The sequence below is a fragment of the Paenibacillus sp. FSL L8-0158 genome (genome assembly GCF_038592965.1).
Classification (GTDB): domain Bacteria; phylum Bacillota; class Bacilli; order Paenibacillales; family Paenibacillaceae; genus Paenibacillus; species Paenibacillus polymyxa_D.
Genome location: NZ_CP151949.1, coordinates 2,641,165 through 2,662,487, shown reverse-complemented (window position 1 = coordinate 2,662,487; position 21,323 = coordinate 2,641,165). Strand labels below are relative to the sequence as shown.

Genomic DNA, 21,323 nt, shown 5'->3' with positions numbered 1-21,323 from the left:
AGCCATAAACGAGGCCCAGTATAATTTCAGTATCCAATTGAACGACATGTTGTTTATAATTAGGACATACTTTATTAGGGCAGGTCCAAAATTTCATGTTGTCCCAAGGTAGATATTTATTCTCATGTAGAAAGTTAGTTATTGAACGTGAAAAATAAATCATGAGAAGTACATAAAATATAGGGCGAATAAGTGGATTTTTCCATACGGAGTTTATATTCAAACTTTGGATGGAATTTTCAATTTATCTCGGAACTTTTGGTTTACTCGTTGCAAATTGTTCAATCTAGATTTTTACAGCAAGGTAATTTATCTAGATTTTTCTCCAGCAGTTCTGAATACCCTACTATTCTTCCTACTCGAGTTTTAATAAGAGCGAAACGGTAATTTGTGACGTTCTCACAAATTACCGTTTCTACGTCTTAGCGTCTGCTCTTTGATAACTGACTTACATATTTAGTTGTTGCACATTGATCAGGGTCTCTTGGTTGCATTTTGGACAAAACAACGGGAAGTTTTTAAGTATTGTATCCTTGCGAACTTTCAACCGTGTTTTGTTTTTGCAAGCAGGGCATAATATCCAACTTATTTCTATCATATATCGCACTTGTCATATTATTAGAATTCATACATCTTAATAATGGACAATTCAATTCTATCTGCAAGTAAATGTAATTAAATGCGATACTTATTAATAAACCTCGTTGTACTCTTGTTTGGACATTGGTGTAAGGCGAGCTTTTCGAATTCCCACAGTTGATGTGTTCATCTGACTCACCTGAACTACAAGGTTGCGATGTCATGATCGCTCTTGGGGGCGATTCTCCCTTATACTGTGCGATTTTTTGAGGCGCCCAAGCCAGATATGAACAATAGAGCGCTAACGACAAGCAATAATAACAGCGGGAAGTTCCAAGTTGCTGTGATGTCATGGAGCAAACCAAATAAAATCGGTCCAGTTGCTGCCAGCAAATATCCAACGGATTGCGACATGCCGGACAAAGAAGCTGCATCGTGGGCATCTTTCGTCCGCAAACTTAAAAAGATCATGGCCAAGCTGAACGCAAATCCCCCACCAATTCCAAGTAAAATTGTCCATAACGAAATGAAAGCATTTCCGCCGAAATAAAGGCCTGCCAAAGATACAAACAACAGGATAGTCATTATGATAACCAGTAAACGTTGATTCCTTATGCGCCCCGCAACGATCGGCACGATGAATGCTACGGGCAGCGCAGCGATTTGAAACAGCGACAGCATCCAACCGGCGCTGTCTTCACTCAAGCCCCGGCTTGTCATAATTTCAGGCAACCAAGCGATCAAAACATAGAAAAAGAGAGACTGCATCCCCATAAAAATCGTAATCATCCATGCCAACGGTGAACGCCACAGACTTCGACGAGCTGACGCACCGCCCGTTGTTGTCCTGGAAGACGCGTGACTCGCCCGAACTTGAGGCAACCAGAATAGCGCGGCCAACAAAGCGAGTGCGCCCCAGATGACTAGCGCGCCATTCCAACCGAAACCGAGATTACGGGCGAGCGGAACGCTTACACCGGATGCGATCGCCCCGCATAAATTCATCGACACGGAGTACACTCCTGTCATGAGACCGACTTGACGAGAAAAATCCCGTTTAACCATACTCGGAATGAGCACGTTACACACCGCAATCGCGAGCCCAAGCAAAGCAGTGCCTGCAAACAAAGAAGCTGTTGCAGGCAACAAGCGGATCGCGATACCCGCCATGAGCAGAACCAACGCATAAAGCATGGTCCTTTCCACCCCGAAGCGGCGCGCCAGAATGGGCGCGAACGGTGAAAGAAGCGCAAAAGCAAGCATCGGCAAAGTTGTGAGCAGACCTACCCCGGTATTCGACAGTTCGAGGGACTCGCGAATCGAGCCAACCAACGGGCCTACCGACGTTAGCGGTGATCGCATGGTCAGTGAGATCAGGACGATGCCAATGATGATCGGCCAACTCGACGACAACGACTTCTTGACCATCGTTGACTTCGTATCGATTTGTACGCTCACGGCCGTTCCCCTCCTTTGACGTCGAGAACAGCTTGCGATTCCGCAATATAACGGTGAACCGCTGCCACAGCCCGATCGGCGTCTTTATCGACAATCGCTTCGACAAGCAGCCGGTGCATTTCCAAGAAATCCGCACCGACTTCATAACGAGTCAAGCTTGTAATCGAATCTTGCGACGCTTCAGCGATATGGTCGTATAATTCGATCAATATTTCATTGTGAGATGCAGTGACGATGCTTTGGTGAAGACGAATATCCTCCGTTACAAATCCATCAATGTCACCGAGTGCAGCAGCCGCCTCGCAGCGTTCAAGTTGGAGAAGAAGTTCATTCGCCTCGTCGCTCGTTCTACGTTGCGCAGCCAGATGGGCTCCCTCACGTTCGAGCGCATGCCGGACTTCTAACGTCTGCAGCGTATCGGAACGCAAAATACGTTTTTGCAGCACGACCCCCAAAACGCTTGAAGAACAGACATAAGTTCCGTCCCCTTGTTTCGTCTTCAAGAGTCCCGCGTGTATCAACGCCCGAATTGCTTCCCTTAATGTATTGCGGCTAACATTCAACTCCGCCATCAACTCCGGCTCGGCCGGAATGCGCATCCCGACAGTCCACTTGCCGGATTCGATCAGACTTTCCATTTGCAATGCGACTTGCTCAACCAGCGTCAGCCGGTTTGTTTTCTGAAGCATGTGTTAACCCTCTCTTCGCCTTTTTATCAAACATAGGATGTTTGGTTGATAGGTATTTTATCACACTTATTTAATTGAAACAACTCTCTGCGGCCCTCGCCGCCCGGTGCAGTTCAATGTCGGCCTTATGCTCCGAATAATAATTCCTGCTGTACTTCGCGGATTTGTACCGTTCAAACACAGTGCGGGTTTTGGCGTAATCAACCGTTGCGGTATCAGCTCATTTTCTTTCGCGGCAATAAGTTTACTTCACAAGATACTTAAAAAGACGACCCTGCCGAAATATCCGGCAGTATCGCCCTTCAAGTTTTAGCCCAAAGCTGCAATCGTTATTAATAAAAGGTCTTTTTTAAAAACTCAATAACTTCTTCCGACATCTTTATGGATAGAACGGCCTCTTTAACGCTTTTTGCATGTTCACTGGCCAGCTCTTTAATTTGTGCACGTGCCGGAAGGATTGAGGTTGCACTCATGGAGAACTCATCAAGTCCTAAACTAAGCAATAAAGGAATGGCAATCGGATCGCCTGCCATTTCTCCGCACATTCCAACCCATTTTCCTTCGTTATGCGCCGCATCAATGACCATTGAAATCAGCCGTAAAATCGCTGGGTTGAAGGGTTGATACAAATAGGATACGCGTTCATTCATACGATCGGCGGCCATTGTATATTGGATCAAATCATTGGTTCCGATACTGAAGAAGTCAACCTCTTGGGCAAATTGATCCGCCATTACAGCTGTAGACGGTATTTCAACCATCATGCCAATTTCAATATTATCCGCTACTTTTGCGCCGCTGGCCACAAGCTTTTCTTTTTCTTCCAAAAGAATGGCTTTGGCTTCCCTGAATTCAGATAATGTTGCGATCATGGGAAACATGATTTTCAGGTTCCCATAGACGCTTGCACGTAATAATGCACGCAATTGTGTACGGAAAATGTCCTGTTCTTCCAAACATAAACGAATCGCCCGAAAGCCTAAGAACGGGTTCATTTCTTTGGGCAGTTTCAAGTAAGGCAGTTCTTTATCGCCACCGATGTCCAAAGTTCGGACAACTACCGGCTTCCCTTGCATTTTTTCCAAAACGGTTTTATAAGAGACAAACTGCTCTTCCTCTGTTGGAAGCCGATCTCTGCCCATGTAAAGGAACTCCGTACGGTAAAGCCCGACCGCTTCTCCTCCATTTTCCAGCACATTTTTAACATCAGCCGGTGTGCCAATGTTCGCGGCCAGTTCGACATGCACGCCATCCCTAGTTACCGTCGGCTCATGAACCAATTTGGCCCATTGTGCTTTTTGCGTTTCGTATTTTGCTTTTTTCGCTTCATATTGGGCAATGATTTCTGATGATGGGTCTATGATGACATCGCCTTCCAAACCGTCGACAATGACAACTACGCCGTTTTCAATCCTGGCTGTAACTTGTTTTGTGCCGACGACAGCCGGAATTTCCATGGAGCGGGCCATGATCGCCGAATGAGAAGTGCGGCCGCCGATATCCGTCGTAAAACCTTTCACATATCGACGATTTAACTGGGCGGTATCGGAAGGTGTCAAATCCTCGGCGATGATGACGACTTCTTCGGAAATCAAGCTTGGATCGGGAATTTGCACGCCTAATACATGCGCGATTACCCGTTTCGTTACATCGCGGATATCTTTGGCGCGTTCCCGCATATATTCGCTTTCCATGGATTCCAGCATGGAAACAAACCGTTCGGCTGATTCGTTCAAGGCAAACTCCGCGTTTACGCCTTCCGTGCCTATCCGCTCGAACACTGGGTTTAATAGTTCCGGGTCGTTTAACACCAATAACTGGGCGGCGAGAATTTCCGCTTTATCGGCGCCAAGCTCGCGGTTTACGTAATCCGTAATTTTTTCCAGCTCCGCTTTGGAGCAGCTGATGGCCCGCTCTAATCGCCGTTTTTCGGCGTCCTTGTCTCCAATGCTCTTTTTTACAATTTGAAGTTCCGGCTCCTCCAGACGGTACGCTTTGGCAATCGCTATACCGGCTGAAGCGCCAATTCCTTTCAGGTTATTGCTCATTATTTGCCAAGCCCTTCGTTTTTCAAGGCTTCTTCAATCCCCTGGATCGCCTTATCCGCATCGGAACCAACCGCAGCAATTTGAATTTGCCCTCCCTGCGGAACACCCAGAGACATAACACCCACAATCGATTTCAAGTTAACGGATCGACCGTTATATTCGATGTTAACCTCCGCATTGTATTGGCTTGCAGCTTGAACCAGAATGGAAGCCGGACGCGTGTGAATGCCTACCTCGTCAATGACTGTAAATGTTTTTTTCACCATAGTTTCTATCTCCTCTTTCTATATAAATTGCTCTTTCTTTAGTTCAACTTATATAGCCTTCCAAATTTAAACAGTATTTTTTCGAGCAGCATGGTTCCTGGTCCGGTTAAAACAAAAGCGATCACCGTTCCGATCCCCACGATTCCTCCGAATAAGAATCCGGTGCTTAAAAAGATCGCGTCTACACCGATTCTGCCGAGATCATACCTGATTCCGAATTTTGATTCCGTATATCGCAAAATCGCGTCTAAGGCGTACATGCCATTGCCAAAATTCATCAACAACACATAAGTCATGGAGAAACAAAAGTTAGCCAGGATGACGATGACGATTTTGTTGAAAAACGATAAATCCGCCAGTTCCATATTGGCAATAAACGGATGAATCCAGTTAATCAAGGGCCCGACCAAAAAGGAATACATGATGGAAGAAAAACCGATTGATTCACGATTTAGCAATAGACCCGCAGCTAGAAAAACAATACTTACGCAAAAGCTTGCAAGACCGACACTAACTCCGAGACTTTTATGCAATCCATCCAACAAAACCGTTAATGTATCGGACCCTATATTGCACTCGATAAATAAATTAACGGCTAGAGCGCTTAACACCGTGGCAACGGCCACAATAACTAATCGTCCGCCAAATTTCGCAAGAGCCATGTATTTACGCAACCTTTAGTCCAGATTTTCTCCATTGGAAGCGATCACTTTTTTCATCCAGTAAAAACTGTCTTTACGGAGGCGCTTTTTGCTGCCCTTGCCGTAATCATCCTGGTCCACGTAAATAAATCCGTAGCGTTTGCTCATTTCCGAGGATGAACAACTAACGATATCAATCGGTCCCCAAGCATAATAGCCTCTTAGATCCACCCCATCCTTAATGGCTTCTTTCATTTGTTCGATATGAGCCCGGTAATAGTCAACCCGATAAGGATCATGGATCGAATTATTCTCTTCTAATTTGTCATGGTAGCCAACCCCATTTTCCGTGATATAAATAGGGCACTGATACCGGTCATAGAACAGGTTAAGCATAGTGCGAAGACCGATAGGATCAATAGTCCATCCCCATGAATTGGCCGGAAGTTCAAAATTGCGGTAAGGTCCTGTTTTGTTTTTCAAACTTTCTTCATCAAAAATGCGAGTATAGTAGTAGGAAAATGACATAAAGTCAGCCGTATTTCTCAATGCTTCTTCGTCGCCTTCCGCGAATTCAACGGTAATATTGTTGTCGTGGAAATAACGGAAAGCATAGCCAGGATAATATCCGCGCATTAAAACATCGGAGAAAAAGTACTCCATTTGATTATTGCGAACGGTGGCGAATACATCTTCCGGTTTACTGGTAGCCGGATAGGCAGGTCCCCCGCAAAGCATCATCCCGATTTGCAAGTTGGAATCCAGGTTTTTGGCATACTTCGTGACCAAACCGCAAGCTACCATTTCATGATGCACACCTTGATATTTGGCGGAGGCTAAATCATCCACTACATCTTCCGCAATGCCCAGATGGTTAAAGGATTCATGAACAATTAAATTGATTTGATTAATAATAATCCAATATTTCACCTTTTTATGGTATCGATCAAGAATCACTTTGCTAAAGTGGGCAAAAAACTCGATCATTTCTCTGGAGTACCACCCTTTATAAGCCAGGGTCAAATGAAGCGGCATTTCGTAATGGGACAGGGTGATCATCGGCTCCATTCCGTTCGCTATAATTTCGTCGATCAGGTTATCATAAAATTTCAAACCTTCTTCATTAGGATTCTCTTCGTCGCCATTCGGAAAAATTCTTGTCCAATTGATCGAGGTGCGAAAGGTTTTTAATCCAAGTTCGCTCAACAATTTCAAGTCTTCTTTATAAGTGTGATAGAAATCAATTCCCCAACGCTTCGGAAAAATTCGCTCTTCGTTTTGAATGGCTTCTTTAATATAGTCCGTAGTCAGTTCTAAATTGTACTTTTTATCTAAAGGAATTTCATCTGTAAATTCATTAATATCCGCTACGCTTAACCCTTTTCCGTTCACATTATAAGCGCCTTCCGCTTGATTGGCGGCGATGGCTCCCCCCCACAAAAAATCAGCCGGGAATCCTGATGGAATATTTTTCATTTTCATTACTTCCTCCCTTTATTTATTGGTCATTTCTAATTGGGTCAGCCTCTGATTAAAGCTCTCGAAAATGTCGATTAACCGCTTGGCAATATTAATTTCACTATAAATCGTCATTAACGTGTCTTGCGCATGGGCAAATAAAACCGAGTACTCCCCTTGTCCACCTTCTGTTTCTTTTTGGATGCAATTCGTTTGTACGCGATGGGCGATCACAATTTCGTCGTTGGCTAATTTCATCTTCTCCTTAGCTCCAGCAAAGTCGCTTTTTTCAATATCTTTTAACGCATCCGTACAATGTTTTCTTGCTTCCCCTGCGTGCAAAATGATTTGCATCGCATCATGAGCTACTTGTTCCGATGTCATTGTTAACTTCCCCTTAACAGATTAATTGGTTTGCGGCAATTCTTTTTCAAGTTCTTGTTTTTCGTAGGTTTTGAAAAATGGATACCAAATCAGCGTAGCCACCGCGACGCAGATGAGCATCAAAATAATGCCTGTGATCGTTCCTGTCGTAATCCACGTGGAAATTGGAAAAGGAGCATACCACAGATCGAAGATCACTTTCGGTATGGGGCCGAATGGAATGACTTTGGTCCCGATCCAAACGATTGCCGGCAAGATGATACCCATGATCCACATCGGCAGCATCAATATGGGGTTCCATACGATAGAACCGAATACTAAAGGCTCGTTGATATTAAAGATGGCGGGTATAAAGCTTGCCCGGCCCAGCGCTTTTAGCTTGGTGCTTTTAGAGAACGCATGCATAATAACCAGGGGTAACGTACAGCCCACGCCGCCTACAAACAAGTATGCCGAAAAAATCGTTTCGGCCGTTACGAGATTATGCGCCCCCATGGTCGCGTTCGCGGTAATGGCCGCCAGAAATATCGGTTTGGTGACAGGGGTTAACACCCAACTGGAGATCCCCATGGAATATAGGAAACAGTAAATAAATATAATCAGCATGAATCCCCAAGGCGTCTCTACCACGTTGGCCAACGGCATAAAAATATTTAAAATGATGTTGTATATATCGACATGAACGATATCGACCAAAACCCAAGCCGCAACCAAAGTGATCCCGATAGGGAGCATGGAATCAAACCAGGCTCTGACAAAGTCCGGAATAACGGAATCCTCTTTGAAAAAAGAGAATTTTCCAAACAAACTCATAATATAACCGGTGAAAAGAGCGGCGATGATGGCAACGAACATACCTCCGGTTCCCAAAGAACTATGAGTAAAACCGACCGTGCCATCTTTTACGACCTGGGGAGTAACGATGATCAAAAAAGTGATCAAACTGGTACATCCGGCAATAAAGCGCTGTTTTCTTAACTTCTTTTTCTCCATCAAATTAAACGGAATCAGGAAAGAAACCAACAGCGACAGCATGCCCATCGTCCATCCAAACGGAACCCAAAAATTAGGGTAGTTTTTGATATGATAGACATCACCGGGTATGGTGAGAAGGCAAAATACTGATCCCAGAAGAATAAAAGGCAATAATTGCATGACGGAATCCTTGAGCGTTACGATCCATACATTGTTATTGACTTTATTCATCTTCGGGGAGAAGTCGTTTTTAAGCCATTCCATTAATTTGTTCATTTTTCTTATCCCCTTTTTAGCTGTTCAACTCACTCAGCAGGTCATCTAAAGCCGCTTCCCCATCCAAAGTGGAATAATAAGAAGGCTTCATTAAGAGCACTTTGACATCGGTATCTTGGGTAAGCTCGTTGATATCATCCATGATATAAGCCAAGTGGGGGCCGACTAATAAAGCATCAATGTCATGGATGTAATTTTCAATTTCCGCTTCCCCTCTGGCTTTGATGTCCATATTCAGGTTTCTTTTTTTAGCGGCCTTGCGAATATTGGCAGCCATAAAACCGGAGCTTGCCCCTGACCCGCAAATTAACAGCACATTTAGCATTTCGCTTGAATTTCCCATGGTAATCCTCCTCGCTTTTCTTTATAATCGTGGTGTGATAGCGCTATCATTACTACAACCAAACTATATTACAAATCCAAAAACAGTTTCAAATAAAAAACTGCACCTCTATGGTGCAACATTTTAAAGTGAGGAGACGCATATGAAAACACAGTATATTGATTTAATTCAATATTTAAGCTCCTCTAAGCATTGGATTTCGTCGCAAAGTTTAGCGGATAAGTATGGCGTGTCCAAACGTACCATTAAATCTTATATCGGGGAGATTAATCAGATTCACCACGGGTTAATTCTATCGTCGAATAAAGGCTATAAGATCGATACGGATCAGGTGAACACCTTTCTAACTACCAAACAAAAGTCAATTCCGAAAACCCAATCCGAAAGAATGGCTTATATTCTGAAAAAACTGGTGCAAACCAATCAACCCATTTATATTTATGATTTAAGCGAAGCGCTGTTTATCAGCGAATCAACGCTGAGGATGGATTTAAAGCTGATCAAGGAAAAGCTTTCCAAAAACAACCTGGAATTGAGCCTGGTTAAGGACCATATTAGTTTGCAAGGCAAGGAAAAGGATAAACGTAAATTAATGAGCAGCATTTTGTATGAGGAGGCCAATGGAAGCTTTATTGATATTGATAAAATCAAAAGATTTTATCAAGAATTGAATGTGGATTACATTCGGAAAGTCGTTGTTGAAACCTTTTCTTGCCATCACTTTTTCACCAATGATTTTTATTTGACCAATATGATCATCCACATCACCATTGCATTGGACAGAATGAAACATGATTTTCAGTTTTTAAATAAGACCGTGAATTATAACATGGACAACACCGCGTATTTAATCGCCAAAGAAATCGCCCTTAAATTGGAATCCTATTTTCACGTGCAATATTCAGAAGAAGAAATCGCCGATTTGGCGATCTTAATTTCATGCAATGGGACGAACATTAATTTTACGCAAATTGAAGTCAGTGACCTGGAGCAGATCGCTGGGAAAGACTGTATTGATTTGGTCAGCGAAATCGCATCCGACTTGGATAAGTATTACTATATCAGTATTGCCGATGCCGATTTTATTACGCGTTTTTCACTGCATGTTAAAAACCTTTTGATGAGATTAAAAAATCATCATTCGACGAAAAATCCACTAACGAACACGATCAAAAGAGAATGCCCGCTCATTTACGATTGCGCTGTGCATGCTTCCCATGTGATTAAAGAAAAAACCGGTCATCGGATTAGCGATGATGAAATTGCTTATTTGGCCTTTCACCTGGGATATGCTATTGAATTGCAGCGGCAAACGAACGTAAAAATCTCGTGTACGGTGCTGTTTCCGCTCTACTACAATATGAATGTGCAAATGATCAATAAATTGCAGCAGTATTTTGGCGACGATATCTCGATCCATTCGATTGTCACGGACGAGAGCGATTTGAATTATGCAACTAGCGACTTTATTATTTCTTCCATCCAATTGCACAAAATTCCAGAAGTCCCCTATGTCGTGATTACCCCGTTTTTTATCGAAAATGACCGGGAAAAAGTATCGAACAGAATATTTGAATTAAAAGAGCAAAAAAAGAAAAATCAATTTAAGCTCCATCTGGAATCTTTTTTAGACGAAAGACATTTCTGCCACTCCACGGCAAAGTCGGGGAAAGAGGACGTTTTACGGTTTATCTGTCACACCATGAACCAGGATGGTTATACGAACGAAGATTTTTTTACCAAAATTATGGAACGGGAAGCAATGTCATCTACCGCGTTCGGACAAGTAGCCCTTCCTCATGCGATCAAAATGGAATCCAGCAAAACGGGCATGTTCATTTATTTGAATCCGAATGGCATCAAATGGGATCATTCTACCGTGAAAATAGTTTTATTAATCACCGTCAGCGGGGAGGATCGAAAAATATTCCGTGACGTATTCGATGCGCTCGCTACCATATTGACGGAGGATAAACATGTGAATCTGTTGTCATCCCTCGATCATTTCGATGATTTTATCAATCAATTAATCGCCTGCTGGGAATAATTTGTTGACAATAGTTTCACCTCCCCCTACAATGAATGACAATCATTCATGTTGGGAGGGTAAAAAGTATTGGCAAACTTCACGGATGGGAAATACAATCTCATTTTAAACGCGTCTATCGAAGTCATAACTGAAAAAGGATACGACAAGACGGTTATTTCCGATATCACAAAAAAAGCGGGCATTGCCCAAGGAACGTTTTATTTATATTTCTCCTCCAAAAAAGCGTTAATTCCGGCGATCGCAGATCATCTTCTGACTATTACTTTCGGTAAAATTAAAGAAAAAGCACAGGATAAAGAAAGTTTTTGGGAGGTGTTGGAGGTTGTCATCGACGAAACCTTCAACATCACCGATTCATACAAAGAAATCCTTGTCCTTTGTTACTCCGGTCTTGCGTTCGATCATTCCATGGAAAAATGGGAAGCCATCTATTCTCCTTATTATGATTGGCTTGAGGACATATTATTGAAAGCCAATAACCATCATGAGATCATTCATGATCCTCATGCCAAATGGACGGCCAAACTTCTCATCAATCTGATTGAAAATGCTGCCGAACGATTTTATATTGGACTTGAACAAGAAGAACCCCTGGACGTATATAAGACTCGGGTATTTCATTTCATCAAAAGATCATTACGGGAAATATGAAGAAAAACACCGGAAACTTGCCCTTATTTTTTTAAAACAAAATGACTGACGTTCATTCATTATTCATGTAGTAACTATTATCAATTTACTTAGCGGAAAGGAATATGCTTTATGAACAAGGGTTGGATTTTTGTCATTTTGACTTCTCTATTTGAATTGCTTTGGGTCTTTGGCTTTAATGTTGCCAATACTTGGTGGCACTGGGTTATCATCATCACCATTATTATCATCGATATGCAATTTCTTTCAAAAGCATGCGAGTCATTGCCAACAGGCACCGTTTACGCCATCTTTGCAGCAGCTGGTACAGTAGGAACGGCTCTTATGGACATTATTATTTTCGACGCGGAATTCAGTGTTGCCAAAGGTCTGTTTATGGGGATTCTGGTCATTGGGGTTATTGCTTTAAAACTATTTGACAATAAGCCGGAATCCGGATCGGCAAAAGGAGTTCGTTAATATGGGTTGGCTATTCGTATTTATTGCTGCTCTATTCGAGTTGATTGGGGTCATCGGTTTAAAAAAATTCAGCCTAAGGAAATCCTTTTTGAACTTGCTGATGTTCTTTGGCGGATTTGGAGGTTCTTTTGTATTTCTTTACGCCTCCTTTAACTATCTTCAAGTCAGCATTGCCTATGCGGTCTGGATTGGAATAGGAACTTCGGCTGCCGTTCTAGTAAATATGATTTTTTTTAATGAATCCAAAAGCATTGAGCGCATTATAAGTCTCATGATCATTGTCGTTGGTGTTGTTGGACTCAAAGCAGTTTCATAATACCCGCAGTTGCTATATAAGTTATATGCGAGCCAATTAATAAAAGCTGAAATCAGCCAAATTTTTAAAGAGGTTAAGACAAGTATTCATTGGGGAATTGTTCTCGTTAATAAGTAATACATGGACCTCAATATTTAACGCTATTTCCCCGTACTGTATTCAACAAAGGCTTGAAATTACCCTGCATCAATTAATTTTAAGATACCAATACAGGAAAGGGTTCAAAGCCCTTTGTTTTGCAACTTATATTCGCTCTGATTGAACCATAGCAGTCGCCTTAACATTTAATAAAAAGACCGATGTTACTTGCTTATCGATCTTTTGTTAAATAATCACTTAGAAGAGATATTATTATTATTTTCCATTAATATTAGTACACAACTTTATTGTCTGTAGACAGATGAAAAGGAATTCTTACCATTCAACTTCTTCAAATAATCGGAAAACCATCTTTTTTTCAAATTCATCTAAAGTTCTAAATCCAGATATTTCTTCTTTCTTTTCTCCAAGTTTTATCAAAGTCGCTATTGCTAGGTCTCCCACCTTATAATAACCTAATAGTTTATCTTGGGGTTCCCTTTTTAATGATAATTCACTTAATTTTTTTATCATTCTCTCTGTACGAAAGCCTTCTTTTCCTATCTGTGTCATTGCATGATATAAGACTATGGGGTTATTATCTTCTAACAAATTTTCTAATTCACCTATTTGAACCTTCCCCTTCCGCTATCTTCTTTAATATACTTTATTTTATTCCCAGCTAAGAGCTGTAAATTGGAATGACCGGGAACAAGTTCTATCAGAATAACCACTATGATCAGTTCCACATTTCTCTTCGCAAGCTACGCCGCTATCATACTCATGGTATGGGAATCCGTTTGTTTTACTGAAGCGAGACTCCGGTGCAGCTTATGATTAACGATTCCGATCACCACGTCAGGCTCCATTACATCCTGCTGGGAGAGCATAACCAATGTTGCAATATCCCCCATATGATATGCCGCCGTCAACGCCCTTAGAAAAGTCTTCGAGTTTTCACTTTCTGGTAAGGATAACTCTCCTTTGAGGAGATCCTCCTTGACTGCTTCAAGCGATTTTCGTGCCCGGTGGAGTGCAACTTTTACCGCTCCCTCCGTTGTTTCGAGCATGTCGGATGTCTCGCTAATCGAATATCCAAACACATCTCGCAGCAAAAAAACAGTTCTCTGAAGCGGAGATAAATGTTTCATTAAGGACTGCAACGCTATCTCGATTTCAAAAGATCCATGATCCGGTACAGTTACTTTCGATTGTTCCATATTCAATATCCGAGTGTAGACTGCTTTTCTCCGTATACCATCAATCCAGGTGTTCTTCGCAATCCGCAGCAAAAGCGCTTGGGGATTTGTATGCTCGAAGCTATTTAACTTACCTAATGCTTTTATCCAAGTTTCCTGAGCCAGTTCTTCCGCATCCCAATTTGATTTTGTAAGCGACAGACAGTAACGTTTCAGGACCACCTGTAATTCCTCCAAGTTCTCGATGTTTATTGTATTATCTGTCATTTGTATAGAATCATCTATGCGCATAGGTCCTCTCCTCCACGGTCTTATTCTGCCCTTTCCTAGAGCAAAGCCATTTGCTACCTCCAATGTAAACGAACAAGTGGTTGTAAAAGTTACATCTTTTACGCAAATCGTTTTCCCATTGAAACCTCCGTATCTTTTTACGACCTACATTCGTTTACAAGGAGAAATCAACTGAAAACAGGAAATTGGGGGTATCAAAATGAGTGTTTATGTTCCTTATGTTGTCGAGCAAACCGCTCAAGGTGAAAGATCGTACGATATCTATTCCAGACTCTTAAAGGATCGTATTGTGTTTGTCGGGGCAGCCATCGATGATCATTTGGCTAACAGTATTATTGCTCAATTATTGTTCCTGGCGGCAGAAGATCCGGAAAAAGAAATTTACATGTATATTAACAGCCCAGGTGGCTCTACTTCCGCAGGATTTGCCATTTATGATACGATGCAGTACATCAAACCCGATGTACACACGATATGTACGGGATTTGCTGCTTCGTTTGGCGCGATCCTGTTGCTGGCGGGCGCCAAAGGGAAACGTTCGGCGTTGCCGAACAGTGAAATCATGATCCATCAGCCGCACGGAGGCGCACAAGGGCAAGCCAGCGATATTGCGATTAGCGCGAAACGAATTTTATGGACTCGTGAAAAGGCAACGCGTATCACAGCTGAACGAACTGGACAATCTTTTGAAAAAGTCGAAAAAGATATGGACCGGGATTTTTACATGTCCGCTCAGGAGGCACTGGAATATGGGGTTATTGATCAAGTGATAACTTCTTTGTAGAGTATGCTCAAAACCTAATGATCTGCAAGAAACTTCAAGAAATAATACGAGGTGATATCATGTTAGCAAGCTTACAAGGTAAGGAAGTAACTATTCATTTTATAGATGGGACCCATGTATGCGACGGGATATTGGATCAGGTTGACGAACAGTTCGTTAAATACCTTACGCAATATCAGACGTTTGTTATTCCTATTACGTCCATTCGCACCGTGTCCATTGATATTAAGGAACGGCAACGCCACAGAGTTGGATTCGCCCCATGAACCTATTTTAGCATGGGTGGCAATTACATTGTACGGAGGCCCAATATTATGGAAATTTCACAGGGAGTAGAAATGCTTCAGCTAGATTTTCATGGGAATATGATTCACCCCATTCTTTTGTGGGATCCAGAAATGGCTGTTTTAATAGACACAGGATTCCCCGGACAAATGGAAGATTTACGCGTGGCAATGGAAAAGGTAGGCGTATCGTTCGACAAACTAAAAGCTGTCATTTTGACGCATCAAGATGTGGATCATATAGGTTGTCTTCCTGAGATTTTGCAGGAGTGTGGCAATCATATTAAAGTCTATGCACACGAACTGGATAAGCCGTATATTCAGGGGGAGATCCCTCTTTTAAAAGATGGTCACATTGAGAATCCCCCGAAGGGCAAAGTGGACGTTACCTTAATAGATGGTCAGGAACTGCCGTTTTGCGGCAGGATTCGCGTCATCCATACGCCTGGGCATACCCCTGGTCATATCAGCCTTTATTTAAGACATAGTAAAACTCTCATTGCCGGGGATTCGATGTACATTGTAAACGGAATTCTCGCGGGAATTCATGTCCCGACCACACCCGATATAAATGCAGCTCATCTCTCATTGAAAAAGTATTTAGATCTCGATATTGCATCCGTAGTTTGTTATCACGGGGGATTAAGTAATGTACATGTGAATGATCAGATATTAGGACTTAGTGGCGAGTTAATTTATAGCGAATTGAAGCAACCCCGTAAATGACCGGGGTTGCTTTTATAATGTTCATATGAATTGTATCTAATACCCACACTTTATTGATAGACACGCACGTAATCGACTAGCATTTGGGACGGGAACTGCGTCGAGTTATTGGGAGCACCAGGCCAGTTTCCGCCGACCGCTAGGTTCAGGAGAATAAAGAACGGCTTCTGAAATTCTTCGGTGTTCCCGGTTCCGTTCTCTATATAAAATTCATTGAACTGCTGTCCGTCGACAAACCAGCGGATATACTTGGAGTCCCACTCGATGCTGTACACATGGTATTGGGAAAAATCCAGATTGCCCGATACCCGCCCAAAGTCAGCATGGCCTCCCGCATCCCAATGCACAGTACCGTTCACAGAAGGATTGTTGTTTACACGTTCCATAATGTCGATTTCACCGCATTTCGGCCAACCTACCGAGCTGATGTTGCTGCCTAACATCCAGAAAGCCGGCCATATCCCTTGACCGGATGGTAACTTGATGCGCGCTTCCACTTTCCCATAAGTGAATTTTTTCAAGTCTTGAGTTTTGATCCGGGCTGAGGTGTAATTCATTCCGCCGTAAGCTTCTTTTTGTGCCGTAATCACCAGATTGCCTCCGGTAACCTGCAAATTCTGCTTACGGTCGGTATAGTACTGCAGTTCATTGTTTCCCCATCCGCCGCTTCCGGTACCGATTTCAGGGGTCCAATTGGACCGGTTTAACGAAGTTCCATTAAATTCGTCGCTCCACACAAGATTCGAGTTCGGTGCTGCACTTGTATGCATTGCTGGAAGCAGAACGGTTAGGAGACTGAGCAGCGTAACCGCACATAATCCTTTTCTAAGCATTAGTTCCCTCCTCAATAATAATAATCCAAGTTCTTAGACACTTCAGGAGAATAAGCCTTCAAGCGGTATTGACGATTGAAACGGGGATCACCTCTCTTTATATTTTCTTCTTGGACAGCTCATAAATTAGAATCGTAGATAGACGATTGAAAAAATATACCGCTCAAGCAGGAGTATAATGGAAACAAAATCCATATTCAACCTATATTTAAGGTTTTTTCTCAAAAATTACTTTCCCATATAGATAAAGCCGGTCTTTATAAATCAATAAGAAATTTAACAGCCATAAAATCAAACGTAGTAGCACGTATCGAAAATAGTCATTTCCAGCAGGGAGCTTCGCTGGCCGCTGGATGGTCTTTCACTTAGCCAGCGGCAAGCCCATCCCAAGGTTAATGCCATTACCGTCATTTAGACACATCTTTGTAAACATTTCGTCATAGGTACTTACAGAGATTGGTTTTTTCTATCTAATGGGTAAAAGTATGGAAAAAACATGCAGATACGCCAACCATCGAATCCCTACAACAACAAATCATCGAACTATCGGCCAAGCTCAAAGGGTACGAAGAGCAGTTCCGCTTAGCGAAAAAGAAGCGTTTCGGTGCTTCCAGCGAGCAGACGGCAGCCGGATCAATTAGAACACCCGTTGTATCGCACCGGACGCGGTGTAGCGCCGGCGGTCATCTACGATTACCAGAAGACACGTGGCGGCGAGCATCCACAAATCTTCTTATCCGGAGGAAACCTTACCCCTCAATTCCGTACAACTCATAGCGATGTCGCCATTTCACTAAGGTGGTAACGCTGATGTTATGTTTTTTGCCACTTCCACACGGCTGCTCTGCCCTGCTTTTAACTCCTGTATGATGGCTAGTTTCTCAATCGCATTGTATTCGTTCTTCTTAGACAAAGGAAAACTCCCCTTCAAGTAGCGGTTTATTTATTAAACCTGTCTACTTGAAGGGGAGCATATCAAAATCGATAGCCTGTTCCGTAATTTATAATAGCGAGGTTACGAACTTCACCTCCGGAAAGCGGCTATCCGGTCCTTTCATTAAGATTCCGTCTTGATTTTTCAGATACATATCGAAGAAATCCAGTATATAGGCATTGATAACGGAGTTCGCTCTTTCGGGCGCAATCTTTCCTGTAATGCCCAGCATTTTGAAAATCGGAGAAATGAACTGTACGTCGGCAAAATTCAAATGCTCCGTATTTTCGATATAGAGGACTTGTCCCCCTTCGTCGACCGTTTCGCGCATCCGTTCAAGCTCCAACTTTTTATCTTCCGTTACTTGATCCTCCCACTCTCTTGTTGATCCCATACGGTTAAGCTCTGCATCCGTGTAGACTCGGTTATCCATCACCATTTTTAATTTTTCGAAATAGCTTTCCGAGTTGATGAATAAAAACGGCTTTCGCAGACCCTCTCTGTCACGCAGTCGATAAAGCCCTCCATCAAAGTCTATTCCAACCGCGATTCGCGGATCGTAAGAAGCGTCATAGGCCGTCGCTCCGCCGATGGAATGACCGAACACCCCGACATGACCGAGATCAATCCTCCCTTTTAGATGACTTGGAATCTGCCCCGATTGGATGAACTCGAATTGGTCCAGCGCAAACGCCACATCGTCGGTTAAAACTTTTCCCAACTTGTCACGATTTCCGCTTTCCGTCCGGTAATCATGGTCGGGCGAGAATAAGTCGTTGGTTGTGCTGGTCGTGATTCGACCGTCCGGAAACTCGGTTGCAAATGTATTGTAGGTGTGGTCGATCACTGCCACGATATATCCGTGACTCGCAAGATTTTCGGCTTGCGACGTGTGGAGGAACCTGGAAGAGCCGTTGCCGGGATTCGCAAGGATCAGAGGGTATGAAGTCTGTGCCGAAGAGACTTCGGCCCCCGAATAAGCATGACTGGATACGTACTTCAGGTGTTGAAACGTAAACTCGGGAAGGCCATAGTTCGCGGCCATATAACGTAAAATCTGGGTATCAGGAATAAAGGGAGCGTACTTGCCGGTGCTAGCTTGAGCCGGATACCAGACCTGAACCATCAATTCTCTCTTACCATCTCTGGCTTCGTCGAAGATCTCTTCCCTATTTGTATCCACGAAATGTAAAGTTTGCGTTCCTACCTTAAATTCGCCTGTCGGTTCAGGTAGTTTAAATACAGGAAAAGCATACATGAGACCCGCTGTTACGACCAGCATTATCGCTATAGAGGTATAAGCTGAACCCAACATGAATCGTGGGATTTTTTTGGGGCCGGTTTTTTTAAAATAGCTATAACCTGAAATGGCTAAAAAAAGGATCGTTATGCAATATGGGAAAAATAGCTGAACTCTGTATCCTTCCACCGTCCAATGAATGACCAGTAAAAGTGTGGCAATCCCGCTTGCAACGAATACTGGAATTCTACGCCGTCCTTTTTTTAATACTACGGTTAATGCAAACAAGCCGATGTTTGACAATAAAAGCAACAGTTCAAACAGCCTCATCTCGATTCTCCTTTTAAAAAATTTCTATTTTCGTTTGTTCCAATCTTATCCTGCCAGGCTGGCCTAAGCTATCGATTTGCCTTACATCAACCTAACAATTTTGTAATTCGATCTTGCGGTATTGTGACAACAATTCGTGTTCGTGAAGCCCAATATTATGGAAATTTCACAGGGAGTAGAAATGCTTCAGCTAGATTTTCAGGGGAATAGGATTCACCCCACTCTTTTGTGGGATCGAGAAATGGCTGTTTTAATAGACACAGGATTCCCCGGACAAATGGAAGATTTACGCGTGGCAATGGAAAAGGTAGGCGTGTCGTTCGACAAACTAAAAGCTGTGATTTTGACGCATCAAGATGTGGATCATATAGGTTGTCTTCCTGAGATTTTGCAGGAGTGTGGCAATCATATTAAAGTTATGCACACGAGCTGGATAAGCCGTATATTCAGGGGAATATCCCACTTTTAAAAGATAGTCACCTTGTAGAACGTCCGATAAGAGCTTGATCACAAATTTTTTTGATCGTAATATCTTTAAAATCATGTTGTTGGAGTAATTCAATAAATGCCCGCTTAATACCTATTTTTGTTTTATAAATTCTGATATCTTCATTCATTTAACCACTTGCTCCTTATGAGTAAGTTTTCGAACACTTCATATATACCGTGTAAGATATCCTACAGATTATGCGATACTAATTATTTTTTATGTAGTGACTATACTCTATAGTAAGCACATACCCAATGGGAAAAGCCCATATCAACGGTGATTGATTATTTCACATTAGCTCATGTAAATCTCGTAGTTGCTTCTTGGGGAGGGTATTTAGCTATGCGAGCGGCAGCCTTCGAAAAGAGAATCGATAAAGTAGTTGCTTTTAACATTTTCTATTGTGGTTTAGATGCCTTAAAAATGGGAATTCCAGAAGCAACTTACCAGAGTATAGTGTAGCTAGTCGATCGTAATGAAGTAGATCAAGTGAATTCATTATTCGAACAGATAATAACTCACAATATTGATTTGCATTGGAAGATTACCAAAGGGATGGAAAACACCGGTAAAGCAACGCCTTTTGATCTTATTAAAAATTTCGAAAAGCACACGATGCAAGGCATTGGGGCATTCATTAATCAAGATGTTCTTTTACTAGCTGGAGAAGATGATCAATACGTACCTATTAGCCGACTCGCACAAATCCAACAAGAATTAATAAATGCTGCGTCCATTACAACCAAAGTATTTACTAAAGAAACGGGGGGTGAGCAACACTGCCAAGCAGGTCACAGGGAGTTAGCATTTAATGAAATGAAGAAGTTCCTATAACAAAGTCATATAAACACTAAATTTTCTCGGATAAAAAATTCAGATGGTTTCCCCTTTTGGGGAACCACCTTTTTAAAGCATTTTAATTTACAAATTTCATTTTGCCTACAATATATTAATTAATCTTCCAAACTGTAAATACTTGCTCCAACTTGAATAAGGTCAGGAGATACTAACTTGCCAATGCATATTCCAATATTTTTCCTTTCAGCCATTGAGGTTGAAATTTGAACAGAGCTAACACTTAATACCGTCTCAATTTGATCTGCATTCTTAATAAGAATTTTATCACCTATGATTTTTTTTATTTCTGGGTAGGTTAAATGGTCTAATCCTTTGTTTGTTCCTACTATAATTGTACCTTCATCTTTTGACACAAAAGTTAAACTAACATCCATTATTTTTTCCATTTTAAACGTTGCCCCTTTATCGTTCTTCAATATAAAGTTCTCCCTTAACATCACGTATACGCAAATCAGCGCTTTTAAATCGGGTTATGGCACCCTCATTAGCGTCATCCTTTCTATTGATGTTAAATCGGGAGCGAATCTAGCTGCCCTTATACTAGAGTGTGTCTTCAAACTATAAAACTATGATTTCAGTCAAGGTGATCGTAAACTTTTCAAATGAAAAGACGAAACGATTGCCTCATCCGATCCGCTAAATTAGCGACTTTTTTGTTTTAAAAATGCTGGCGCGTCAGTCCT

General features: G+C 42.2%; 23 protein-coding genes and 3 pseudogenes. 10 read left to right on the top strand and 16 right to left on the bottom strand.

Features of this window, described 5'->3' with window-relative positions:
- Positions 1–448 precede the first annotated feature (448 nt).
- From NSQ68_RS12080 to NSQ68_RS12035, 10 genes are all read right to left on the bottom strand, one after another.
- Positions 449–598: a cysteine-rich KTR domain-containing protein gene (locus tag NSQ68_RS12080; RefSeq protein ID WP_307354090.1), complete on the bottom strand. Its 150-nt coding sequence runs from the start codon at positions 596–598 to the stop codon at positions 449–451.
- Between the two features lie 230 nt (positions 599–828).
- Positions 829–2,037 carry an MFS transporter gene (locus NSQ68_RS12075; protein ID WP_342428946.1) on the bottom strand — a complete coding sequence of 403 codons (1,209 nt, stop codon included), beginning with the start codon at positions 2,035–2,037 and terminating at the stop codon, positions 829–831.
- The gene (locus tag NSQ68_RS12070) at positions 2,034–2,726 is read right to left on the bottom strand and encodes a FadR/GntR family transcriptional regulator (RefSeq protein WP_190299262.1); all 693 of its coding nucleotides are present in this window, start codon (positions 2,724–2,726) and stop codon (positions 2,034–2,036) included. Before NSQ68_RS12070 ends, NSQ68_RS12075 begins: the two co-directional genes overlap by 4 nt.
- 332 nt (positions 2,727–3,058) lie before the next feature.
- Entirely contained in the window at positions 3,059–4,774 is a 1,716-nt protein-coding gene (gene ptsP / locus NSQ68_RS12065; protein WP_342428945.1) for a phosphoenolpyruvate--protein phosphotransferase, read from the bottom strand.
- Positions 4,774–5,040, bottom strand: coding sequence for a phosphocarrier protein HPr (locus NSQ68_RS12060; RefSeq protein ID WP_342428944.1), 267 nt, complete (start codon positions 5,038–5,040; stop codon positions 4,774–4,776). Before NSQ68_RS12060 ends, ptsP begins: the two co-directional genes overlap by 1 nt.
- 38 nt (positions 5,041–5,078) lie before the next feature.
- Positions 5,079–5,702, bottom strand: a complete 624-nt coding sequence (locus NSQ68_RS12055) for a membrane protein (protein WP_342428943.1) — start codon at positions 5,700–5,702, stop codon at positions 5,079–5,081.
- A 15-nt stretch (positions 5,703–5,717) separates the two neighbouring features.
- Positions 5,718–7,157: a family 1 glycosylhydrolase gene (locus tag NSQ68_RS12050; RefSeq protein ID WP_342429109.1), complete on the bottom strand. Its 1,440-nt coding sequence runs from the start codon at positions 7,155–7,157 to the stop codon at positions 5,718–5,720.
- A gap of 18 nt (positions 7,158–7,175) precedes the next feature.
- Entirely contained in the window at positions 7,176–7,523 is a 348-nt protein-coding gene (locus tag NSQ68_RS12045; protein ID WP_190299259.1) for a PTS lactose/cellobiose transporter subunit IIA, read from the bottom strand.
- Positions 7,524–7,544: 21 nt separating this feature from the next.
- Positions 7,545–8,774 carry a PTS transporter subunit EIIC gene (locus tag NSQ68_RS12040; RefSeq protein ID WP_307354098.1) on the bottom strand — a complete coding sequence of 410 codons (1,230 nt, stop codon included), beginning with the start codon at positions 8,772–8,774 and terminating at the stop codon, positions 7,545–7,547.
- A gap of 16 nt (positions 8,775–8,790) precedes the next feature.
- Positions 8,791–9,099 (bottom strand): PTS sugar transporter subunit IIB, encoded by a 309-nt coding sequence (locus NSQ68_RS12035; protein WP_223822108.1) that lies wholly within the window; start codon positions 9,097–9,099, stop codon positions 8,791–8,793.
- 160 nt (positions 9,100–9,259) lie between these two features.
- Here NSQ68_RS12035 and NSQ68_RS12030 point away from each other — a divergent pair, with 160 nt between their 5' ends.
- The 4 genes from NSQ68_RS12030 (at position 9,260) to NSQ68_RS12015 (ending at position 12,593) form a co-directional block, all read left to right on the top strand.
- Positions 9,260–11,164 (top strand): BglG family transcription antiterminator, encoded by a 1,905-nt coding sequence (locus tag NSQ68_RS12030; protein ID WP_342428942.1) that lies wholly within the window; start codon positions 9,260–9,262, stop codon positions 11,162–11,164.
- Positions 11,165–11,233: 69 nt separating this feature from the next.
- Positions 11,234–11,818: a TetR family transcriptional regulator gene (locus NSQ68_RS12025; RefSeq protein WP_307354100.1), complete on the top strand. Its 585-nt coding sequence runs from the start codon at positions 11,234–11,236 to the stop codon at positions 11,816–11,818.
- Between the two features lie 111 nt (positions 11,819–11,929).
- Positions 11,930–12,277 carry an SMR family transporter gene (locus NSQ68_RS12020; protein WP_342428941.1) on the top strand — a complete coding sequence of 116 codons (348 nt, stop codon included), beginning with the start codon at positions 11,930–11,932 and terminating at the stop codon, positions 12,275–12,277.
- Position 12,278: 1 nt separating this feature from the next.
- The gene (locus NSQ68_RS12015) at positions 12,279–12,593 is read left to right on the top strand and encodes an SMR family transporter (RefSeq protein WP_342428940.1); all 315 of its coding nucleotides are present in this window, start codon (positions 12,279–12,281) and stop codon (positions 12,591–12,593) included.
- A gap of 414 nt (positions 12,594–13,007) precedes the next feature.
- Here the strand turns inward: NSQ68_RS12015 and NSQ68_RS12010 are convergent, their stop codons facing one another.
- On the bottom strand, positions 13,008–13,283 hold the full coding sequence (locus NSQ68_RS12010; protein WP_342428939.1) for a hypothetical protein: 276 nt from the start codon (positions 13,281–13,283) through the stop codon (positions 13,008–13,010).
- A 152-nt stretch (positions 13,284–13,435) separates the two neighbouring features.
- Positions 13,436–14,161, bottom strand: coding sequence for an RNA polymerase sigma factor (locus NSQ68_RS12005; RefSeq protein WP_342428938.1), 726 nt, complete (start codon positions 14,159–14,161; stop codon positions 13,436–13,438).
- A gap of 199 nt (positions 14,162–14,360) precedes the next feature.
- Here NSQ68_RS12005 and clpP point away from each other — a divergent pair, with 199 nt between their 5' ends.
- The 3 genes from clpP to NSQ68_RS11990 are packed head-to-tail and all read left to right on the top strand — an operon-like array spanning position 14,361 to position 15,955.
- Positions 14,361–14,945, top strand: coding sequence for an ATP-dependent Clp endopeptidase proteolytic subunit ClpP (gene clpP / locus NSQ68_RS12000; RefSeq protein WP_013310269.1), 585 nt, complete (start codon positions 14,361–14,363; stop codon positions 14,943–14,945).
- Between the two features lie 59 nt (positions 14,946–15,004).
- Positions 15,005–15,211 (top strand): hypothetical protein, encoded by a 207-nt coding sequence (locus NSQ68_RS11995; RefSeq protein WP_250245017.1) that lies wholly within the window; start codon positions 15,005–15,007, stop codon positions 15,209–15,211.
- A 48-nt stretch (positions 15,212–15,259) separates the two neighbouring features.
- On the top strand, positions 15,260–15,955 hold the full coding sequence (locus tag NSQ68_RS11990) for an MBL fold metallo-hydrolase (RefSeq protein WP_342428937.1): 696 nt from the start codon (positions 15,260–15,262) through the stop codon (positions 15,953–15,955).
- Positions 15,956–16,008: 53 nt separating this feature from the next.
- Here the strand turns inward: NSQ68_RS11990 and NSQ68_RS11985 are convergent.
- Positions 16,009–16,788 (bottom strand): annotated as a pseudogene (locus NSQ68_RS11985) (glycoside hydrolase family 16 protein); the annotation flags it as partial.
- A gap of 604 nt (positions 16,789–17,392) precedes the next feature.
- Between NSQ68_RS11985 and NSQ68_RS11980 the strand changes: the two are divergent.
- Positions 17,393–17,593 (top strand): hypothetical protein, encoded by a 201-nt coding sequence (locus tag NSQ68_RS11980; protein WP_342428936.1) that lies wholly within the window; start codon positions 17,393–17,395, stop codon positions 17,591–17,593.
- Between the two features lie 196 nt (positions 17,594–17,789).
- Here NSQ68_RS11980 and NSQ68_RS11975 read toward each other — a convergent pair whose 3' ends face one another.
- Positions 17,790–19,292, bottom strand: a complete 1,503-nt coding sequence (locus NSQ68_RS11975) for a dienelactone hydrolase (RefSeq protein ID WP_342428935.1) — start codon at positions 19,290–19,292, stop codon at positions 17,790–17,792.
- A gap of 157 nt (positions 19,293–19,449) precedes the next feature.
- On the opposite strand from NSQ68_RS11975, the pseudogene NSQ68_RS11970 reads away from it, so the two are divergent.
- Positions 19,450–19,775: pseudogene (locus NSQ68_RS11970) on the top strand (MBL fold metallo-hydrolase); the annotation flags it as partial.
- Here the strand turns inward: NSQ68_RS11970 and NSQ68_RS11965 are convergent.
- Positions 19,769–19,909, bottom strand: a complete 141-nt coding sequence (locus tag NSQ68_RS11965; protein ID WP_342429170.1) for a hypothetical protein — start codon at positions 19,907–19,909, stop codon at positions 19,769–19,771. The pseudogene NSQ68_RS11970 and the gene NSQ68_RS11965 sit on opposite strands and share 7 nt — an antisense overlap.
- A gap of 128 nt (positions 19,910–20,037) precedes the next feature.
- On the opposite strand from NSQ68_RS11965, the pseudogene NSQ68_RS11960 reads away from it, so the two are divergent.
- A pseudogene (locus NSQ68_RS11960) lies at positions 20,038–20,616 on the top strand (alpha/beta hydrolase); the annotation flags it as partial.
- Between the two features lie 119 nt (positions 20,617–20,735).
- Here NSQ68_RS11960 and NSQ68_RS11955 read toward each other — a convergent pair.
- Positions 20,736–21,056 carry a hypothetical protein gene (locus tag NSQ68_RS11955; protein WP_342428934.1) on the bottom strand — a complete coding sequence of 107 codons (321 nt, stop codon included), beginning with the start codon at positions 21,054–21,056 and terminating at the stop codon, positions 20,736–20,738.
- Positions 21,057–21,323: the final 267 nt, after the last annotated feature.